Annotated in this window: 10 protein-coding genes; 4 read left to right on the forward strand and 6 right to left on the reverse strand. The window is 60.2% G+C overall.

Annotated features, from left to right (window positions below; translation table 11 throughout):
• Positions 1 to 13 precede the first annotated feature (13 nt).
• Both M0D66_RS03910 and M0D66_RS03915 read right to left on the reverse strand, forming a co-directional pair.
• On the reverse strand, positions 14 to 2,821 hold the full coding sequence (locus M0D66_RS03910) for a glucosidase (protein WP_266209064.1): 2,808 nt from the start codon (positions 2,819 to 2,821) through the stop codon (positions 14 to 16).
• 51 nt (positions 2,822 to 2,872) lie between these two features.
• Positions 2,873 to 4,855 (reverse strand): amylo-alpha-1,6-glucosidase, encoded by a 1,983-nt coding sequence (locus tag M0D66_RS03915; RefSeq protein WP_266209065.1) that lies wholly within the window; start codon positions 4,853 to 4,855, stop codon positions 2,873 to 2,875.
• A 209-nt stretch (positions 4,856 to 5,064) separates the two neighbouring features.
• On the opposite strand from M0D66_RS03915, the gene M0D66_RS03920 reads away from it, so the two are divergent.
• From M0D66_RS03920 to M0D66_RS03935, 4 genes are all read left to right on the forward strand, one after another.
• Positions 5,065 to 5,379 carry a hypothetical protein gene (locus M0D66_RS03920; RefSeq protein ID WP_266209066.1) on the forward strand — a complete coding sequence of 105 codons (315 nt, stop codon included), beginning with the start codon at positions 5,065 to 5,067 and terminating at the stop codon, positions 5,377 to 5,379.
• A gap of 63 nt (positions 5,380 to 5,442) precedes the next feature.
• Positions 5,443 to 7,599 carry a phosphocholine-specific phospholipase C gene (locus M0D66_RS03925; RefSeq protein WP_266209068.1) on the forward strand — a complete coding sequence of 719 codons (2,157 nt, stop codon included), beginning with the start codon at positions 5,443 to 5,445 and terminating at the stop codon, positions 7,597 to 7,599.
• A gap of 420 nt (positions 7,600 to 8,019) precedes the next feature.
• Positions 8,020 to 8,415, forward strand: coding sequence for a hypothetical protein (locus M0D66_RS03930; protein WP_200561044.1), 396 nt, complete (start codon positions 8,020 to 8,022; stop codon positions 8,413 to 8,415).
• A 76-nt stretch (positions 8,416 to 8,491) separates the two neighbouring features.
• A complete protein-coding gene (locus M0D66_RS03935) occupies positions 8,492 to 8,758 on the forward strand; it encodes a cupin domain-containing protein (protein WP_266209071.1) in 267 nt (88 codons plus the stop codon).
• Positions 8,759 to 8,889: 131 nt separating this feature from the next.
• Here the strand turns inward: M0D66_RS03935 and M0D66_RS03940 are convergent, their stop codons facing one another.
• The 4 genes from M0D66_RS03940 to M0D66_RS03955 all read right to left on the reverse strand — a co-directional run bounded on the left by M0D66_RS03940 (position 8,890) and on the right by M0D66_RS03955 (position 17,660).
• Entirely contained in the window at positions 8,890 to 10,383 is a 1,494-nt protein-coding gene (locus M0D66_RS03940; RefSeq protein WP_266209072.1) for a TolC family protein, read from the reverse strand.
• On the reverse strand, positions 10,373 to 11,800 hold the full coding sequence (locus M0D66_RS03945; RefSeq protein WP_266209073.1) for an HlyD family type I secretion periplasmic adaptor subunit: 1,428 nt from the start codon (positions 11,798 to 11,800) through the stop codon (positions 10,373 to 10,375). Before M0D66_RS03945 ends, M0D66_RS03940 begins: the two co-directional genes overlap by 11 nt.
• A complete protein-coding gene (locus M0D66_RS03950; protein WP_266209148.1) occupies positions 11,800 to 13,950 on the reverse strand; it encodes a type I secretion system permease/ATPase in 2,151 nt (716 codons plus the stop codon). Before M0D66_RS03950 ends, M0D66_RS03945 begins: the two co-directional genes overlap by 1 nt.
• 155 nt (positions 13,951 to 14,105) lie before the next feature.
• On the reverse strand, positions 14,106 to 17,660 hold the full coding sequence (locus tag M0D66_RS03955) for a calcium-binding protein (RefSeq protein ID WP_266209074.1): 3,555 nt from the start codon (positions 17,658 to 17,660) through the stop codon (positions 14,106 to 14,108).
• Between the last annotated feature and the right edge of the window lie 50 nt (positions 17,661 to 17,710).

The following is a 17,710-nucleotide window of genomic DNA, read 5'->3' on the forward strand; positions in this document are numbered from 1 at the left end:
TCGCTTATGGAAGCTACTTGGTTACCGCCGTTACCAGCGCGGGCGCAGGTTCGGGCGCGGACTCAGTTGGGCAGGCGGGAGCCGGCGCCGAAGTCGACGTGGGGATCGGCGCCCGATCCGGTTCGCCAGCCAAGGGCACATTGCCGGATGCGCCCATCGCCCTCGGTTGCAGCAGCAGCGCCACCAGGCCGCTCCAGCCGGTTTGATGCGAAGCACCCACACCGCGTCCGTTGTCGCCGTGGAAATACTCATGGAACAGCACGAGATCGCGCGACCGCGGGTCAGCCTGCAATAGCGGATATGCACCCATCACCGGACGTTCGCCGTTGTTGTCCTTCAGGAACAGAGTGGTCGCGCGGCGCGCCAGTTCGTCGCCGATTTCGCTGAGCGAAAACTTCTGCCCTGAGCCGGTTGGATATTCGACGCGGAAGCCATCGCCGTAGTAGCGATGAAATTCGTACAGCGATTCAATCAGCAGATAGTTCACCGGCATCCACACCGGTCCGCGCCAGTTCGAATTGCCGCCGAACACGCGGGTGTCGGACTCGGCCGGCAGATACTTGACCGTCACGCTGGTGCCGTTGTGGTTGAACTCGAACGGATGGTCGCGATGGAATCGCGACAGCGCCCGCACGCCGTGATCGGAGAGAAATTCGCTTTCGTCGAGCGCCCGGCGCAGCAACGCTTTCATCCGATGCCCGCGCAGAAGCGAGAGCAGTAACGCATTGCCCTTGCCAGGCTCGTTCCAGCGCGAAACCAGCTTCGCCAGATCGGGGCGATGCTCGAGGAACCAGACGAGCCGCTCGCGCAGACCCGGCAAGTGACCATGCAAACGTTCTTCAAGCACATGCACGGCGAAAAGCGGAATCAGGCCGACGATCGAGCGCAGGCGCATCGGAATATTGCTGCCGTCGGGCAGGCGCAATTTGTCGTAGAAGAATTCGTCTTCGCTGTCCCATAGACCGGTATCGCAACCGTCGTCGCAACTCACGGCCTCGGCGATATACAGGAAGTGCTCGAAAAACTTCACGCCGATGTCGACGAACACGTGGTTCGCATACGCGAGTTCAAGCGCGATCCGCATCAGGTCGAGCGCGTATGCCGCCATCCAAGCAGTGCCGTCGGACTGATCGATGTGACCGCCCGTCGGCAGCGGCGACGAGCGGTCGAAGATACCGACGTTGTCCAACCCGAGAAAACCGCCCTGGAAAACGTTACGGCCATCCGCGTCCTTGCGGTTCACCCACCACGTGAAGTTCAGCAAAAGCTTGTGAAACACGAGTTCCAGAAAATCCCGATCCGCCTTGCCGGTCAGCGCGCGGTCGATTTCATAGACGCGCCACGCCGCCCAGGCATGCACGGGCGGATTCGCGTCGCCGAGCGCCCACTCGTAGGCCGGCAGTTGGCCATTCGGATGCTGATAACGGTCTTTCACCAGCAGCAACAATTGCCGCTTGGCAAACGCGGGATCGATCAGCGCGAATGCGGCCGCATGAAACGCCAGGTCCCATGACGCGTACCACGGGTACTCCCACTTGTCGGGCATCGACACGATGTCCGCGTTGCACAGATGCCGCCAGTCCACATTGCGGCCGCGTTTGCGCGACGCAGGCGGAGTGGGTTGCAGCGGATCGCCTTCGAGCCAGCGTTGCACGTCGTACTGGTAGTACTGCTTGGACCACAGCATGCCGGCGAGCGCCTGGCGCTGCACGAGGCGCGCGTCGGGATCGGTGATCTCGTGTTGCAGTGCGCCATAGAATTCATCGGCCTCGGCGATGCGGTGAGCGAACACTGCATCCGCGTCGAGTTGCGCGTCATCCGGCGCCGACTGCGGACGCCAGCGCATATACACCACGGCGCGGCCATGCGGGCCGAGTTCAATCGATGCGTGCGCGCCCGCCTTGGTGCCGGCGTTGCGGCGGACCGCCTGTTCGTCGCCGTGGACGAGGTAATCGTTGAAGCCGTCCTTGAACGGCCCCGCGCCATCCATGTTGAACAGGCGCTTGACGTTGGTATCGTTCTCGCAGAACAGCCACGCCATCTGCGGCGCGTCTTTCGACCACGCTGTCACGACGATCGGATCATGGCCATGCTGCTTGCCGATCAAATGGACATCACCGTTATGGTCCTTGCCGGCGACCAGCGACGGCTTGTCCTTGTTCTCCTTCCACGACCACGAATTGCGCGCCCAGATCTGCGGCAGCACGTCGAGCGAAGCTGCCTCGTCCGCGCGATTTTCGATCGTCACGCGCATCAGAATGTCGTCGGGCGCATGCTTCGCGTATTCGACCTGCACGTCGAAGTAACGGCAATCGTCGAACACACCGGTGTCGAGAATTTCGTATTCCGGCATGTCACCATCACGTCGCGCGTTTTCCTGCACGAGGTCGTCGTACGGAAAGGCCGCATGCGGGTACTTGTAGAGCATCCGCATGTACGAATGCGTGGGCGTGCCGTCGACGTAGAAGTACAGCTCCTTCACGTCCTCGCCGTGATTGCCCTGCGCATTGGTGAGGCCGAACAGACGTTCCTTCAGGATCGGGTCTTTGCGGTTCCACAACGCGAGCGACACGCACCAGCTGAGTTTGTCGTCGCCGAAACCGGCGATGCCGTCTTCGCCCCAACGGTAAGCGCGGCTGCGTGCGTGGTCGTGGGGGAAAGAATCCCAGGCGGTGCCGTCCGCGCTGTAATCCTCGCGGACCGTGCCCCACTGACGCTCGCTGAGATACGGCCCCCAGCGTTGCCAATGGGCACAGTCGGCGGAGTGCAGGCGGGAACCTTCGATCGTGTCGAGCAGATTGGCAGCGCGCAGCGGTGGCATGACTACGTCCTTGCGTCGGGCCTGGCGGTGGGACTCACATCGTAGCGCGGTTTAAGGGGCGATGGACTCCAATCGGGCAAGCAGGGTTTCGAGGCGCAGCAACTCCCCCAGCGACCACGCCTGAAACGGCGTGCCGGCGGGCGTGTGCGGCGCGTCGCCGTCGGCGATTTCGGAGAGATGGTCGAAGCCCGCGTGATCAAGATGCGCGTACAGCGGGTCGAGAAAGCGCGCTTTGGCTTGGGTACGGGCATCCGGCTCTGCGCCGTGGACCCGCAGCCAGGCTTCGACGAATGCGCCTAGCAGCCATGGCCAAACTGTCCCCTGATGATAGGCACCATCGCGCTCCAGCGGCGTGCCGCCGTAGTGTCCGCGGTAGGCAGGATCGGACGGGGCGAGTGTTCTGAGGCCAAGCGGCGTGAGCAATTGCGCTTCGACCTGATCGACCACCGCGCGCGCCGCCGCGCCTTCGAGTAAGGGAAATGGCAGGCCACCTACGGCAAAGATCTGATTTGGGCGGATCGAGCGGTCAACGGCGCCTTTCACGAAATCCACGTCGACGTTATCGACGAGCGCTTGCGTCGACGGATCGGTAAAACGTTCACGAAACGCTTGCAGCGCTCGGTCCGCAGCTTGCTGCCATTGCCGATTCCACGTTGCTGCAATGCGCAATGCGTTGATCCAGAGCGCCTGCACTTCCACGGGTTTGCCGATGCGTGGCGTGACCACCCAGTCGCCGACCTTTGCGTCCATCCACGTGAGTTGCACGCCGGGTACGCCGGCGCTCAGCAGGTTGTCGTCGGTAGAGGCTTTGATGTTGAAGCGCGTGCCGTTCGTGTAGCCCGTGAGGATGGTCTCGACCGCCTGCTGCAACCGTGTTCGGGTGTCGGCTTTTGCGTGGTTCGTTGCCAGATAGTCGTGAACGGCGATGGCGAACCATAGCGATGCATCGACGGAGTTGTATTCCGGGGTGTCGCCGTAGTCGGGAAAGCGATTCGGCAGCATGCCTTCGGACAAGGTGCCCGACCATTCAAGCAGGATCGCTTCGGCTTCGTCGAGGCGCTCCGTTGCGATCAGCAAGCCGCGCATGGCGATGAACGTGTCGCGGCCCCAATCGGTGAACCAGGGAAAGCCGGCGAGGATCGTGCGGCCTTCGTTACGGGCTACGAGGTAGGCATCGGCGGAACGGTGCAGGCGTGAGCCGAGTGCGCTGCGGCGCTGCTGTTCGATGTGTGCGAGTTCCGTTGCGTGGGAGGCGGCTGGTTTGGTACTTGCCGGCACCGCCGCCGAGGACGCGATCGACGCGCTGAGGATCATCACCGCTTCGCCGTCGGCGAGATTGAAGCTGAACACGCCTGGCGTAGCGAGGTCTTCGCTGAAGTCGAGGCCACGCTCGCGCTCGCGAACGTAGCAGAAGTTCCGATACCAATCCGGTGCGTGCGTGTAGGCGCCATTGGTCGCCGCACTGATGACCGGCAGGTCGCCATAAGGTTGCCAATTCACGCACGCCTGATCGCTGCTTATCTGCGCGTTGAAATTGAACGCGGAGTTTTCGTGGTGCAGTGCATGGTAATCGCGCCCGGAGAGCAAGGGGCGGACTTTCAGGTTGAACGCGCCTGCGCCAGAAGCCGCTACTGCGCCTTCCAGCCGCCAACGCAAAACCGTTTCGCGCGTCACCTTGCTCACGAACACTTCCGCTATCAGCGTCACGTGCGGATCGAGTTGAAAACGCCATGTCGGCCACGGGTCGGTATCGAACACGAGAAGGCTCGCCGTCGGGTCGGGATAGATCACGTCCGGCATGTATCGCTGCATGCTTAGCGGGTAACGCTGGCCGTTCGCTTCGAGCCACGCTTCCACCCCGTTCACAAGCACCACGCGCCCGCCAGGCGCGCGCATGGCCGTGAGCAGCAAGGCCTGATAGCGGCGCGTGCGCAGCGTGCCGACAGTTCCCGAAGCGAAGCCGCCGAAGCCGTCAGCCTCGAGCCATTCATCTTCGAGACGCGTGATGTCGAAAGGTCTTTCGATGCGTGTCATGGACCTGCCAAAGTATGCGAAGCGCAAATCGTTCGGTGTGCCAGGGCTTCAGCCGTGTGGCGCTAACGTGACCATTCTCCTGCTTATTGCTTTCCAACTCCTTTCTAATAGCCGACATTGCGGCCTAAGTCTATCCACTCGCAAACGTTTCACAATTATTTCTCGAAAGGAATGGAGACTGCATCCGCCGCTATAAATTGGATGCAGACATGAGAACAAACACTCGCCTTGCCAGCGCCGCCTTCGTTGCACTCGCAACTTTCGCGTTGGGCGGTTGTGGCGCCGATGACTCCGGCTCGGCCTCGACGTCTTCATCGCCAACCGCCGAGAACAACGCTGTCGCGCAAAGCGCCACGACGGCCCCAGCAGCGGCAATGCTCAACGCATCAGCGCCACTCGCAGCCGACCCTGCCGCTGCGTCCGATCCGATCACACAAAACATGCAAGCGAGCCTCGCTGCCGACAGCCAGCAAGTCACGCCCGTGATGCATTACGCACCGGGCGACAACGCCAACAGCAACTGATCCGACTCCACCGGCGCGCTCGAGGCGCGCTATTCTTTCCCCACCCGCAGAAGGTGATATTCGATGACATCAAATAGCCGTCGCCGTTTCCTGCAGACCGTGGCTTCATCCGCCGGCGCTGCCGCCGCGCTGACCGCGCTGCCCGAGTCCATTCGCAATGCGCTCGCCGTGCCCGCGTTTTCGCGCACCGGCACGATCCGCGATGTCGAGCACATCGTCGTGTTCATGCAGGAGAACCGTTCGTTCGACCACTACTTCGGCCATATGCGCGGCGTACGTGGTTACAACGACCGCTTCCCGATTCCGCTGCCGGGTGGCAAGCGACCCGTGTGGTACCAGCCGTCGAAGGAGAACGCCGCGCAACCGGTGCTGCCGTTCCATCTGAACACAGCGACAACCAGTGCGCAATGTATCGGCGACCTCGACCACTCGTGGTACCCGACGCACTACGCGATGAACAACGGAGCGTACAACCAGTGGCCCCAGTACAAGACGGACATGACGATGGGCTACTACCTGCGTAGCGACATCCCGTTCCACTATGCACTGGCCGATGCGTTCACCGTGTGCGATGCCTATTTCTGCTCGCTGCCGGGACCGACGCACCCGAACCGGTCGTACCTGATGACCGGCATGGTCGATCCGACCGGCACCATGGGCGGCCCGCTGCTCGACAACAACGATTTCGTCGACAACGACGGTCCGCCGGCTTATCAGCTGCTCTCGTGGACCACGTATCCGGAACGCCTGCAAGCCGCGGGGATTACGTGGCAGGTGTATCAGCAGGGTCTGACCGGCGCCGATCCGTTGAACGGCAACTACGGCACAAACGTGCTGCAGAACTTCGCGAATTTCATCAACGCGCAGCCGGGCAGCGCCTTGTACGAGCGCGCGCAGACGGTGCGCACGATTGCGGACCTGAAGAACGACGTGCTCGCGGGCAATCTGCCGCAGGTGTCGTGGTTGTGCCCGCCGGCTGCGTACTCCGAGCACCCGAGCTATACGCCCGCATACGGCGCGGAATACACGTCGCAGATTCTCGATGCGCTGACGTCGAATCCCGAAGTGTGGAGCAAGACCGTGCTGTTCATCATGTACGACGAGAACGACGGCTTCTTCGATCACCTCGTGCCGCCGCAACCGGCGACGACGCCGGCCCAGGGACAGTCGACCGTCAGCACCGACGGTGAGATTCACAACGTGGTGAATCCCGGCCGTGGCGGCAGCTACACCGCGGACGGTTTGCCGTATGGCCTCGGCCCGCGCGTACCGATGACGATCGTGTCGCCGTGGAGCAAGGGAGGTTTTGTGTGCTCGCAGGTGTTCGATCACACCTCGGCGATTCGCTTCATCGAAACGCGTTTTGGCGTCTATGAGCCGAACATCACCGCATGGCGCCGTGCCGTGTGCGGCGACCTGACCACCGCATTTGACTTCCGCACGCCGGACTCCTCCGTACCTGCGCTCCCGGACACGAGCAACTACCAGCAGATCGCCAACGAGTGCTCGTCGCAGCCGAAGCCCACGGTGCCCACCACGCCAGTGGCATTCGACCCGCAGGAAAGCGGCATCCGTTTCGCCCGTGCGTTGCCGTACGAGTTGCACGTGAACGGTCACGCGGACGTGAAGAAGAACACGTTTGACATCGCGTTTGCCAATAGCGGCAATCAAGGCGCGCATTTCTACGTGTACTCGACGAATCGCACGGATGGTCCGTGGCGCTATACCGTCGAAGCCGGCAAGTCGCTCAACGAGAGCTTCGATCTGACGACGACGAACGGTGTGTACGCGTTTGAAGTGTTTGGGCCGAATGGTTTCGTGCGTAAGTTTGCGGGTAATACGCAGACGGCGACGGCGCAGACTGCGCAGGCAGCCTTTGGCGGACATGGCAACAACAAACCCGCCCAGCCGGAAATCAAGGTGCAATACGACGTTGCGAACGGCAATGTGTTTATCAAGTTCAGCAACAAGGGCGGCGGTATTGCCCGCCTGACGGTGACGGACAACGCGTATGGAGCGCGCACGCGTCCGGTGCTGGTGCCGGCGGGCGCGCACATCGAAGAAGCCTGGGTGCTGGCGTCGAGCCACCACTGGTACGACTTGACGGTGACGAGTAACGACGACGCCAGCTTCTCGGTTCGTCTGGCTGGGCACGTTGAGAATGGCCGGCCGAGTATTAGTGACCCGGCGGCTGTGGCGCCGGTGTTGGTGGTGAATTAAAGCAAGGTGATGATGGACAGGCTTCGGTTTGGTGGCTGCTTTGTTGGGTTGCCTGATCGAAGCTCAGTTGCTCCGGTCTATTACGGCGAAAGAAAATTAGAACGGCCTTAGGCCGATTAGCCAAATCTAGATAGTTAGCTTAGCAAAGTGAATTTTAAGAAAGTGGCGCGCTTATACTTTCGTCTGCTGTTGAAGCGCTTTCGACAGCCGGGTTTGACAGCCTGAATGCTGGCTCCCGCACGACCTGTTCCGCAGGCAGTGTGTGAGCTTCTGCACGCCCTTTCAACGGGTGGGCCGTAGCGAGGGAGCCGCAAGGCTCGCCGGTTTGAGCTAGCGCCGGCCTGTCAACCTCGCTACGTGCCCGCCCACCCGTTTGCAGCGAGTGTCGGGCGATTTCGAGAATCAACCGGAAATCGCGCCATGAACAAACCCGCTGAAGCTCCATTCATGAACCCTCGTCTTTCGGTGAAGCCCGCTGAATATAAGCGACTTGCCGGCGAGGTACTGGAAGCAACCCGCACGTATGTGGAACGACTTTCATCGCTGGCTATGCTGGCGCGGACGCTGCGCAAAGGTATCGCGATGAATCATTGCGACCGTCGCGACCAGATGTTGCTTGCGGAGTTGCTGGAGCGTACGGCACAGCAGTACGAAACCGAGGCGAACATCGAGCGAGGAAAGATCTCAGTCGTGATGGCCGATGCGGAGGAAGCGGAATTGAATGCTGCGCGCCGCAGGAAAGGGTTGGGTGAATCAGTGGCGCCGCGCACGAGAACGCGCAGGAAGGTCGGCTCAGGTGTAACGGCACCGGCATAACACAGGGCTGCGCGCTGCACGAATTGGCGGATAGCGTTACAGTAAATCTTCGCAACTGCTAGCCGCTGAGGGCGCCATGGACCGCAAAGCATTCACTGAAAGCCTGACGAAAGAAGGCTTCCCCGAGGCCGTCGTTGTGACGCGGGAGGCGAACATCACGATGGACGTACACGAGCATCCCTTCGAGGCGAAGGCGTTGATTCTGGACGGCGAGTTGCACATACGCGTGGGCGACACGGAGCAGGCATATAAAGTCGGCGACGTCTTTCACTTGCCCGCGAACAAACCGCATGCAGAGCATTACGGTCCGAATGGTGTGACGTATCTGGTGGGAAGGAAGTAGGAGGCGCGCGTGTAGGCGGAGTGCCTCGATCTGCATGCTCCTACGCAAGCAAAGGGGCCTCCGATGCGGTTACGATAGCCCCCCAGTTCAGTGCGGCTGCAAACCGCGCGCTCCCCGTGGCACGCACCTGACTATTGCTGTGGAACCTGTTCCGTACGCAGATCTCCGGCATCCAGGCGTCCCATCTTCGCGGCTAACTGAAGCCGCGCCGCGCGCCAGTCTGTTAGCGCCTGGATGCGTTGCTGCTTTGCCTCCGAAAGCGACTTCTGTGCGTTCAGCAGTTCCAGAATGTTTCCCACACCCGCCGTGTACCGATGGTTTGCGACGTCAAATGACCGCTGCGCAATCCACTTCAACGTAGCCGTGTTCCCCACATTCTGTATGTTCGTCTGCAGTACCTGATAGCTTTTCCAGACATCGAGCCCGACCTGCTGGCGAGCTTCATCGAGCGTGTTCTCCTGGACCTCCACTTGAGCATGTGCTCCACGCACCTTGTACGTCCGGCTCAACCCTTCGAACAACGGGATCTGCACCTGTACGCCAACATACCAGTCGTGCCCTGTCGCGGCCAATTGAGGCTGGCCCAGCCCCAGACTGGCGGGCTGGTTGTTCTGGCTGTACTTCGCGATCAGACTGAAGTTGGGCAACCCTTCGGCACGTGTCTGCTGCTCGCTCGCCATTGCCGCGTCAAGCTTCGCCCTGGCGGCAGCGATAACCGGGTGGGCGCTTTGCGCTTGCTCGATCATCCCGGCGACCGACGCTGTGAAATCCTGGTCTGGCACCACGCCATCTTCAGCGTCCGGCATCTTGATTGGTTGATCCGGGCTGAGGCTCATGTCAAAGGCGAGCGTGCCGAGAGCGGCATGCAAGTCGCCTTCGGCCTTCGCCCGGTTGAACGTCGCCTGCGCATATGAAGTCTGAGCCTGCAACTGGTCGGAAATCGCTGCGACGCCGCGGGTCACGCGTGTCGACGCCGCGACAAAGCTGTCACGCGCGATACTTTCCGTTTCCTTCGTCAGGGCCAGCTTGCCGGTTGCCGCCTGCGCTGCGTAGTAGTCTGTTGCCACAGTGGAAAAGGCGGTCTGCAGAGCGGCATCCTGGTTGGCCCGCGCAGCCGCGAGCAAAGCCTGTGCATTTGCAAGCGCAGCCTTCCTGCCACCAAAGTCGTACAGCACCCAGTTCGCCGAGACCGAGCCGGAAAAAACCGTCGAGCGGTTCGCTGAGCTCAGGCGCGGATAACCTTTCACGTCCGTCACGGAGTCTTCGCGCACGTCCTGCAGGTTGGCCGTCAAGTTCGGCAGATAGGCTGACTTTGCCACGCCAACCGCCGCGGCCTGCACCTTTACATTCGCCCAGGCTTCCCGCGTTTTCGGGTTTCCGCACAAGGCGCGATTCACCGCCTCCGCCAGAAGAAGCGGCGCCTCCAGCGGCCCGAACTGACAGGGATGCGCGGCGTCAATATCTGAAAACGCGTTCGCAGGTGTTCGGGAGACTAAGGCGTCGGTGCCGAACACATCGACTGCTCCCGCGATACCCGGAGTGGCGCCCAATACCGATAGCCACAGCGCCGTCCTCAGCGTGCGAGCGTAACCGGGCCCCTTGCCATTGACCCGTTCAACGTTCACGCAGGCTCTCCCCGGTTGTCTGCATCAGCGGATCAAGGAAATATCCGGCAACACTGCGCCGCCCGGTCCTGATTTCCGCCGTCACCTCCATGCCCGGAGTGAGATTGATTGATTTGTTATTGATCTGCATCTGATTGGTCGGCAGCCGAATGCGCGCCGTAAACGTCAGGCCCAGCTTCCGGTTCCTGTCCTGCATTGCGTCGTTCGATACTGACGTGATCTTGCCGATCAGGTAACCGTACCGGGTATACGGGAACGCTTCGATCTTGACGATGGCGTCCTGCCCGACATTGACGAAGCCCACGTCCTTGTTCTCAATGCTTGCTTCGACTTCCACCGCGTCGTCCGGCACGATCTCCATGATCGATTGTGCCGTTGTGACAACTCCGCCGAGCGTATGTACGGCCAGTTGCTCGACCGTTCCCGAAACCGGTGCGTAAAGTGTCATCAGTTCCTGTCGCGTCACGGCCTTGGTTTCGTCAGCGCGGTTCTGCGCAAACTGCTGTTTTGCCTTCTCGAGTGCATCAAGCTGCTCCCGAGAGAATTGCGAGGTTGTTACCTGGATCGCCGCCTGCTGTTCCGCTACAGAAGCGGCAAGTTCGCGAGCGTGACTCTGCTGCGCGGCGAGTTCATGCTCCTGTTCGAGCGCGGCCTGCTCCTTGCCGAGATAGTCATGCTGCGCGACGTATTGGTCGCGTGCCAACGCACGGTAATCCTCGGCTGCGCTACGCGCCAGTGGCGCAGTTGCACGCAGTTTGGCCACTTGCTGTCGGGTCGTCGAGAGTTCGGCTTCCCGCTTAAGAAGCTCGGCTTGCGACGCGGCGAGCTTGTCCGCGTATTCTCGGTAAAGCCCTTCGGCGAAATTCTGCGCCTGGACCTGTTGCTCGGACGATGCGCCATCCACGGCAACCAGTGGCGGGACGTGCCCGGTTTTGACCGCATCCAGCAGTGCGGCCGCCCTGGCGGACGCGAGTGCTGCATCGATCCGCGATGAACGGGCCTTGTCCGCGTCAGCCGCTGCCTGTGTCGCGTCCAGGACCAGCAATGCCTGTCCCGCATTGACGCGCTGACTGTCACGAACCAGAATCTGCCGCACCACGCCGGTTATCGCCGGCTGGATGATCTTGACGCGCTCGTTGGGAACAAACTTGCCCTTTGCCGTCACGACGATATCAAGCCGACCAATGATGCCGATCAGCAGGATCAGCACTGACAGGATCACCAGAATGCGCATTGCCCACCGAGGCGCAGGATGAACAGGTGTTTCAACCAGTTCGAGCTGGGCCGGCTGGAAAGCCAGTTCGTAACTGAGCTTTTCGGGAGCATCAAGCTGGTCGCGGATTGACCACCCGGCCCGCCATATACTCGCGTACCGACGCATCAGATCAGCGAATGCCTGCAGATGGAAACGCATCATCAACTGTTCTGCAGAGAAATAAGGTGGGCGTAATAGCCGCCATGCGCGAGCAGCGCGTCGTGTGTCCCACGCTCCACAATCCGCCCCTTGTCCATCGCGATGATCTGCGTCGCATGACGCACGGCGCTCAGGCGGTGGGCGATGATGATCACGGTTCGTCCCGCGCAGATGGCTCGCATGTTGTTCTGGATAACGCGCTCGGTTTCGAAGTCGAGCGCGCTGGTCGCCTCGTCGAAGATCAGGATGCGTGGATTGGTGAGCAGCGCCCGTGCAATCGCCAGTCGCTGGCGCTGGCCGCCTGACAGATTGCCGCCGTGCTCTTCGACAGGCGTGTCGTAGGCCTGCGGCAGTTCGCAGATGAAATCATGCGCGCCGGCCAGTTTTGCGGCCCGCATCACAAGTTCAAGTGGCGCGCCTGGATCGGTTAGCGCAATGTTCTCGCGGACCGTACGGTTAAAGAGCGCGTTCTCCTGCAGTACAACGCCCACCTGTCGGCGCAACCACGCAGGATCGGCGAGAGCAAGGTCGATGCCGTCGATGCGTACAGTGCCCTGCTCAGGCAAGTAAAGTCTCTGCAGCAGCTTCGTGAGTGTGCTCTTGCCAGAGCCTGAACGGCCAACAATGCCAATCACTTCGCCCGCGCGCACGTCCAGGGATATGTCATTGAGAATCGGTGGGCCGTCCGCCCGGTACCGGAAACGGATATTCTCAAACCGGATGTCGCCATGCACCGCAGGCAGTGCCTGCCGGCTATGCGGCAATTCATTTCGCGTGTTGAGAATGTCGCCCAGTCGTCCCATTGAGATGCCAATCTGCTGGAAATCCTGCCATAGCTGGGCAAGACGCAGGATCGGCGAGGCGACGTGCTGCGACATCATGTTGAACGCAATCAGTTGCCCGACAGTCAGCCGACCGTCAATGACCAGCTTCGCGCCCAGCAGCAGCGTCGCGAGCGTGACCAGCTTGCCGACAAACTGGATAAGCTGCTGGCCCACATTTCCAAGCGTCGTCACGCGGAAGCCCGATGCGACGTAGGCCGCGAGTTGCGTTTCCCATCTTTTGATGAACTGCGGCTCGACGGCCATTGCCTTGACCGTTTCGATGCTGGAAACGGTTTCGACCAGAAACGACTGGTTGTCCGCGCCGCGTGCGAATTTCTCGTTCAGACGCCGACGCAAAGCGGGCACAAGCGTGGCTGAAATGACGGCGTAGAGCGGCAACGACGCGACGACGATGAGCGTGAGCCACACGCTGTAGAGGCACATCACTCCGATGAAAACGAACGAGAACACAAGATCGATAACGGCAGTCAGCGCCTGACCTGTCAGGAAGTTTCGGATGTTCTCCAGTTCTCGTACGCGAGCTACGGTATCGCCCACGCGCCGGGCCGCAAAATAGGGTAACGGCAGTGCCACCAGATGGCGGAACAGACGCGCGCCCAGTTCCACGTCGATCCGGTTGGTGGTGTGCGAGAAAGTGAAGTTGCGCAGACCCGTGAGAAGCACCTCGAAAGTGGAGCTGACGAAAAGCGCAATGCCAACAACGATAAGGGTGTTGTAGGCGCGGTTCACGAGCACCTTGTCCATCACTACCTGAAACATCAGTGGCGAGACGAGCCCGAAGATCTGCAGGACCAGCGACACGCCGAGCACTTCCAGCAATAGTCGCCGGTATTTGATGATCGCCGGAATGAACCACGAAAAATCGAACCGCGCGAGTTCACCGGCCAGCGAGGCTCTCGATGTGAATAGCAGCATCCGGCCAGTCGTACGGACCGCCAGCGTGTCGAGTGGCATCACAGTAGGAGCGAGAGCCTCCGCTTCAAGAACAAAGACCGTCTTGCCGTCGCAGCGCGCAATGATGAAATGCTTGCCGTCCTTGTCAAAAGCAAGTGCGGGCAAAGGCGTGCGATCAAGCCGGTCGATTCGCAGCGGCGCTGGCGACGCCTTCAAACCAATCGAGCGAGCGCCCAGAACGAGCGCGTCACTGTCGAAGCGCTCATTGCTGCGCGCCGCGGCATGACGTAACTGCGCAGCGTCTGCGGCAACGCCATGAAATCGCGCGATGACGACAAGGCATGCTAGTGCCGGATCGTGAACGGGCTTGTCGTGGGGAGCAGTATCAGAAGCTGGGTCGGACGCGGAAGGCACCGACTGGTTGAATTCAGGAGCGTTCAAGGATTATTGACTTTTTCGGTACGGCACTTGCGAGTCAGTTACAGCATGGAGAACTATGCCGCGGATAGACACGCGGGCATCCGTGACGCAAAGCACCGCGGATGCCTGAACAGCAGATGAAGGAAGTGTTAGTACAGGTTGGCCGCGAGCATCGCTTGCGGTTGCTGCTGGATCGCAGCCAGCGTCTGCGAATTAGCAGCCGATTGCGCGCCGTAAAATGCCATGCCCGCAATCAGGTTGTTGACTTGCCGATCGGCGAGGCTCACCGTGCCAGTCGCCATTTGGAGCAGTTGCTGCCTGTTCCATGTCGTGCCATCGGCAAACTGCACCTCTTGCACCCCCCAAGCGCTGCCGTTCATAAACGAATCCAGCGTGATCTGGTCACCCGCGATGCCATCCGTCAGCACAATGCCGGAATTGCTCGTGGTCTTCACCGTGACTGATGACGCGCTGATTCCCGCACCCAGTTGCAGCACGTTATGGGGCGTCTTGCTTGAGTCCAGTTCCGAAATCTCCAGTTTCCCGTAGCCCGCATTGAAGATGAACGTGTCGCCACCGCCTTGACTCTGGATATAGTCATTGCCGCCCTTGCCGTCGAATACTAGCCCGTTGGATGCTCCATAGATTTTGTCGTCGCCCGCCGTACCGGTTGCCGCCATCTGGAGCAGTTGCTGTCTGTTCCATGTCGTCCCATCGGCGAATTGCACCTCTTGCACTCCCCAGGATCTGCCGCTCATAAACGAATCCAGCGTGATCTGGTCGCCCGCGATGCCGTCCGTCAGCACAATGCCGGAATTGCCCGTGCTCCTCACCGCGACTGATGACGCACTGATTCCCGTACCCAGTTGGAGCACGTTATGCGGCGCGCTGGCGGAATCATATTCACTAATCTCAAGTTTTCCGTAGCCCGCATTAAAGATGAACGTATCGCCACCGCCGCCACCCACGACGTAGTCATTGCCGCCCTTTCCGTCGAATACCTCGGCGTTGCCAGTTCCATAGAGCGTGTCATTACCCGCCGTGCCCGTAGTGGCCATCTGAATTAGCTGCTGACGCGTCCAGATTGTGTTGTCAGAGAACCGTACCGCCTGCACTCCCATTGAATCAAAGAGCATTGCCGAGTCCAGGGTGATCTGATCCCCCGCGATACCGTCCGTTAGCACCAGATTGCCACTGCTTGTCCCCCGTACCGTGACCGACGATTTGTTGATTCCAGGGCCAAGCTGAAGAACGTTGTAGGGACTGTTGCTCTTGTCCGATTCGTAAATTTCCAGTTTTCCGTACCCCGCGTTGAAGATGAACGTATCTCCACCGCCACCGCCCTGGACATAATCGTTGCCGCCTTTGCCATCGAATACTTCCGCGCTGGCAGTCCCGTAGAGCTTGTCATTACCCGATGTTCCACAGAGTGCGGCAACCTGAATCAACTGATACCTCGTCCATGTTGTGCCATCTGCAAACTGCACAAACTGGACGCCCCCGCCGCTGTCGCGTAGTTCCCCTACCAGCGTAATCTGGTCGCCTGTGACGCCGTCGGTCAGCACCATGTCGCCGTTGCTCAGGACCCTGGCTTTGATCGATGAGGGGTCGATCCCCGAACCGAAGCTCAGTGTGTTGGCAGCCGCGCTGGAGTTTGGGTCACTTTCGCGAATTTCCACGACGCCATCACCGGCGGAGTAGTGGAATACATCGTGACCCGGCAACTGGATGCTTGGGTCGTTGCCAGCGCGCTCACCGATCAGCACACTAACTCCCGGACCAGCATAGAAATCGTGATAGATCGTGCTGCCGGTTTCCTGGATGCGCCCCGATCCGTCGATGCTGATCTGGAGGCCCGAGGCAATGGCGTTCGCAATCGATGCGACGGTGTCGTTCGTCGCAGCGGCAACGTATTTCTCGAACACCGAGTTGGACATCCCCATGTCAAATCGCGCTGCGTCTGCGACGCGTAACAGCAGATCCCACGAAGCAAGATTTGCGGCGTTAATCGTGCCGAGACGCTGGAAGGCTGCGGCTAGTGCCGGTGCGAACGTAGCAGTCGCCTGGACCGTATCGGTGGCGGCGTCGTACCTGAATTCGGGCGCCATGCTCGCACCCAGAGGCGATTGCAAGACGAGGCGTGCCAACGCCGCGTCGTACAGATCATTCCAGGATTGTTGCAAGTAGGCAGCCGCCCTGATTCCCGGGTTGGCACCGTCACCGGTTGTATTGAACGGCCGGCCCAGGTACTGTTCTACGAAGCTAAGTTGCCGTGCGTCAATCGAGCCACCACGCGACGTGGGCGCCACTTGAGTAACCCCCGCCCACTGGAAAAGAATCGCTTGCGCAGCCGACTCCAAGCTGGAGGGGCTGGTGCCAGGCGGTTGCTTCACAAAGATCTGCACGAGATTCTGCAAATCTGGATCGAGCGTCATGGCCGAGCGCAGGTCGCGCAATATCCCTGCGCCTGCCAATTGAGGGAGCGCCGCCGCAGTTGCTGTCACATCGACTGGCGTAAGCGGTTTGGTGTTCATCGTGCTGTTGGCGAACCATGCATCGACAATTTCGCGAGTGGTGCCGTCCGCCAGCGTATAACTGCTAATCGAACTTATTTTGTTGCCTGCGATCGTCTCATTTACCTCAGTGGCATTCAGGTTGATAGAAACGATGCCGAGCTGACTGAGTGTGTAGAGTTCACCTGAATCGGAAGCACCGTTCCCGTTGGCATCGACCCACACCCGCAGGCTTGCGAATTCGGGATCGGATGCGTCGATAACATTGTCATGATTGGCGTCGAGCTTACGCAGGATATCGAATCCGTCAGTCGTTTCGTTGCCGAATAGCTGGGTGATATTCGTGATGTTCTGGTCGTTCGGATCGAAACAAAGCAATCCCATACCGGCACCAACCCAGCCGGTTTGGCGGGCGAAACCATTGTTGGTTAAGTCGAAGTACGGAGAACTTGTGTTCAGCGGAGTCAGGTTGATTCCCGAACCAGTCAGGTCGAGGACAAGTGGGCTGATTAGGGGATACGTTTCCTGATATTTGCCCATTGCGGCGCCGCCAGCACCGGATTCTGGCCCGGTCCCACCAGCACCAGGCGCTCCCGTCTGACCGGAATCCGGCGAGCCTGTACCCAGCTGTGAATCAATGTTGTTGAGTAGCTGATTAATATCGCGTGCGGCTGCTTTTACTGCGTCTGTAACGGCGTTACTTGCGGTCATCGCCAACAATCCCGCCGCAGCCGAAATCGCCAGGCCGAGACTGGCAAGGGGAGCCAACGCTGCCGATCCGGCCGGACCAGCCGCCGCTAGCGCACCAGCAACACCCGCGATCACTGACCCAATGGTGTTGACCACGGTCGATACGGAACTTGTCACTGCTAGGCCAGCAGCGCTTATTGAACCCTGATTACCAGACGCTACTGCCTCGTTGTATGCAGTCAGCGAACCGGACACTGTGTCAATCTGCTTCCCGAGTTTGTCGAACGCCGTCGCAATCCCATAACCCGTGCCGACTATTGAGTTAAGCGTCCCTAGAGTTGTGCTGTCGGTGAGAGTTGCTTTGGCACCAGCAATTACGGTGCCAATGCCCACGGCTGTCCCTGTCATGTCACCCCCGACCGCTGTCTGGGCGATGCCAGCAATCGACGCAGCGGTATCGAAATAGGGGCCAAGATAGTCAGGTATTGAATAGGTTATCATTACGCGGCAGTCTCGCTTAAAGTCATTTAAAATTTAATCAAAGCATCGCT

It is taken from the genome of Paraburkholderia sp. SECH2, from assembly GCF_030464795.1.
Taxonomy (GTDB): domain Bacteria; phylum Pseudomonadota; class Gammaproteobacteria; order Burkholderiales; family Burkholderiaceae; genus Paraburkholderia; species Paraburkholderia aspalathi.

What these genes read in the sequence shown, in the direction of transcription:
- M0D66_RS03955 (WP_266209074.1), bottom strand. Translation starts at nt 17,660, where the DNA reads ATGATAACCTATTCAATACCTGACTATCTTGGCCCCTATTTCGATACC.
- M0D66_RS03935 (WP_266209071.1), top strand. Translation starts at nt 8,492, where the DNA reads ATGGACCGCAAAGCATTCACTGAAAGCCTGACGAAAGAAGGCTTCCCC.
- M0D66_RS03925 (WP_266209068.1), top strand. Translation starts at nt 5,443, where the DNA reads ATGACATCAAATAGCCGTCGCCGTTTCCTGCAGACCGTGGCTTCATCC.
- M0D66_RS03920 (WP_266209066.1), top strand. Translation starts at nt 5,065, where the DNA reads ATGAGAACAAACACTCGCCTTGCCAGCGCCGCCTTCGTTGCACTCGCA.
- M0D66_RS03915 (WP_266209065.1), bottom strand. Translation starts at nt 4,855, where the DNA reads ATGACACGCATCGAAAGACCTTTCGACATCACGCGTCTCGAAGATGAA.
- M0D66_RS03930 (WP_200561044.1), top strand. Translation starts at nt 8,020, where the DNA reads ATGAACAAACCCGCTGAAGCTCCATTCATGAACCCTCGTCTTTCGGTG.
- M0D66_RS03945 (WP_266209073.1), bottom strand. Translation starts at nt 11,800, where the DNA reads ATGATGCGTTTCCATCTGCAGGCATTCGCTGATCTGATGCGTCGGTAC.
- M0D66_RS03910 (WP_266209064.1), bottom strand. Translation starts at nt 2,821, where the DNA reads ATGCCACCGCTGCGCGCTGCCAATCTGCTCGACACGATCGAAGGTTCC.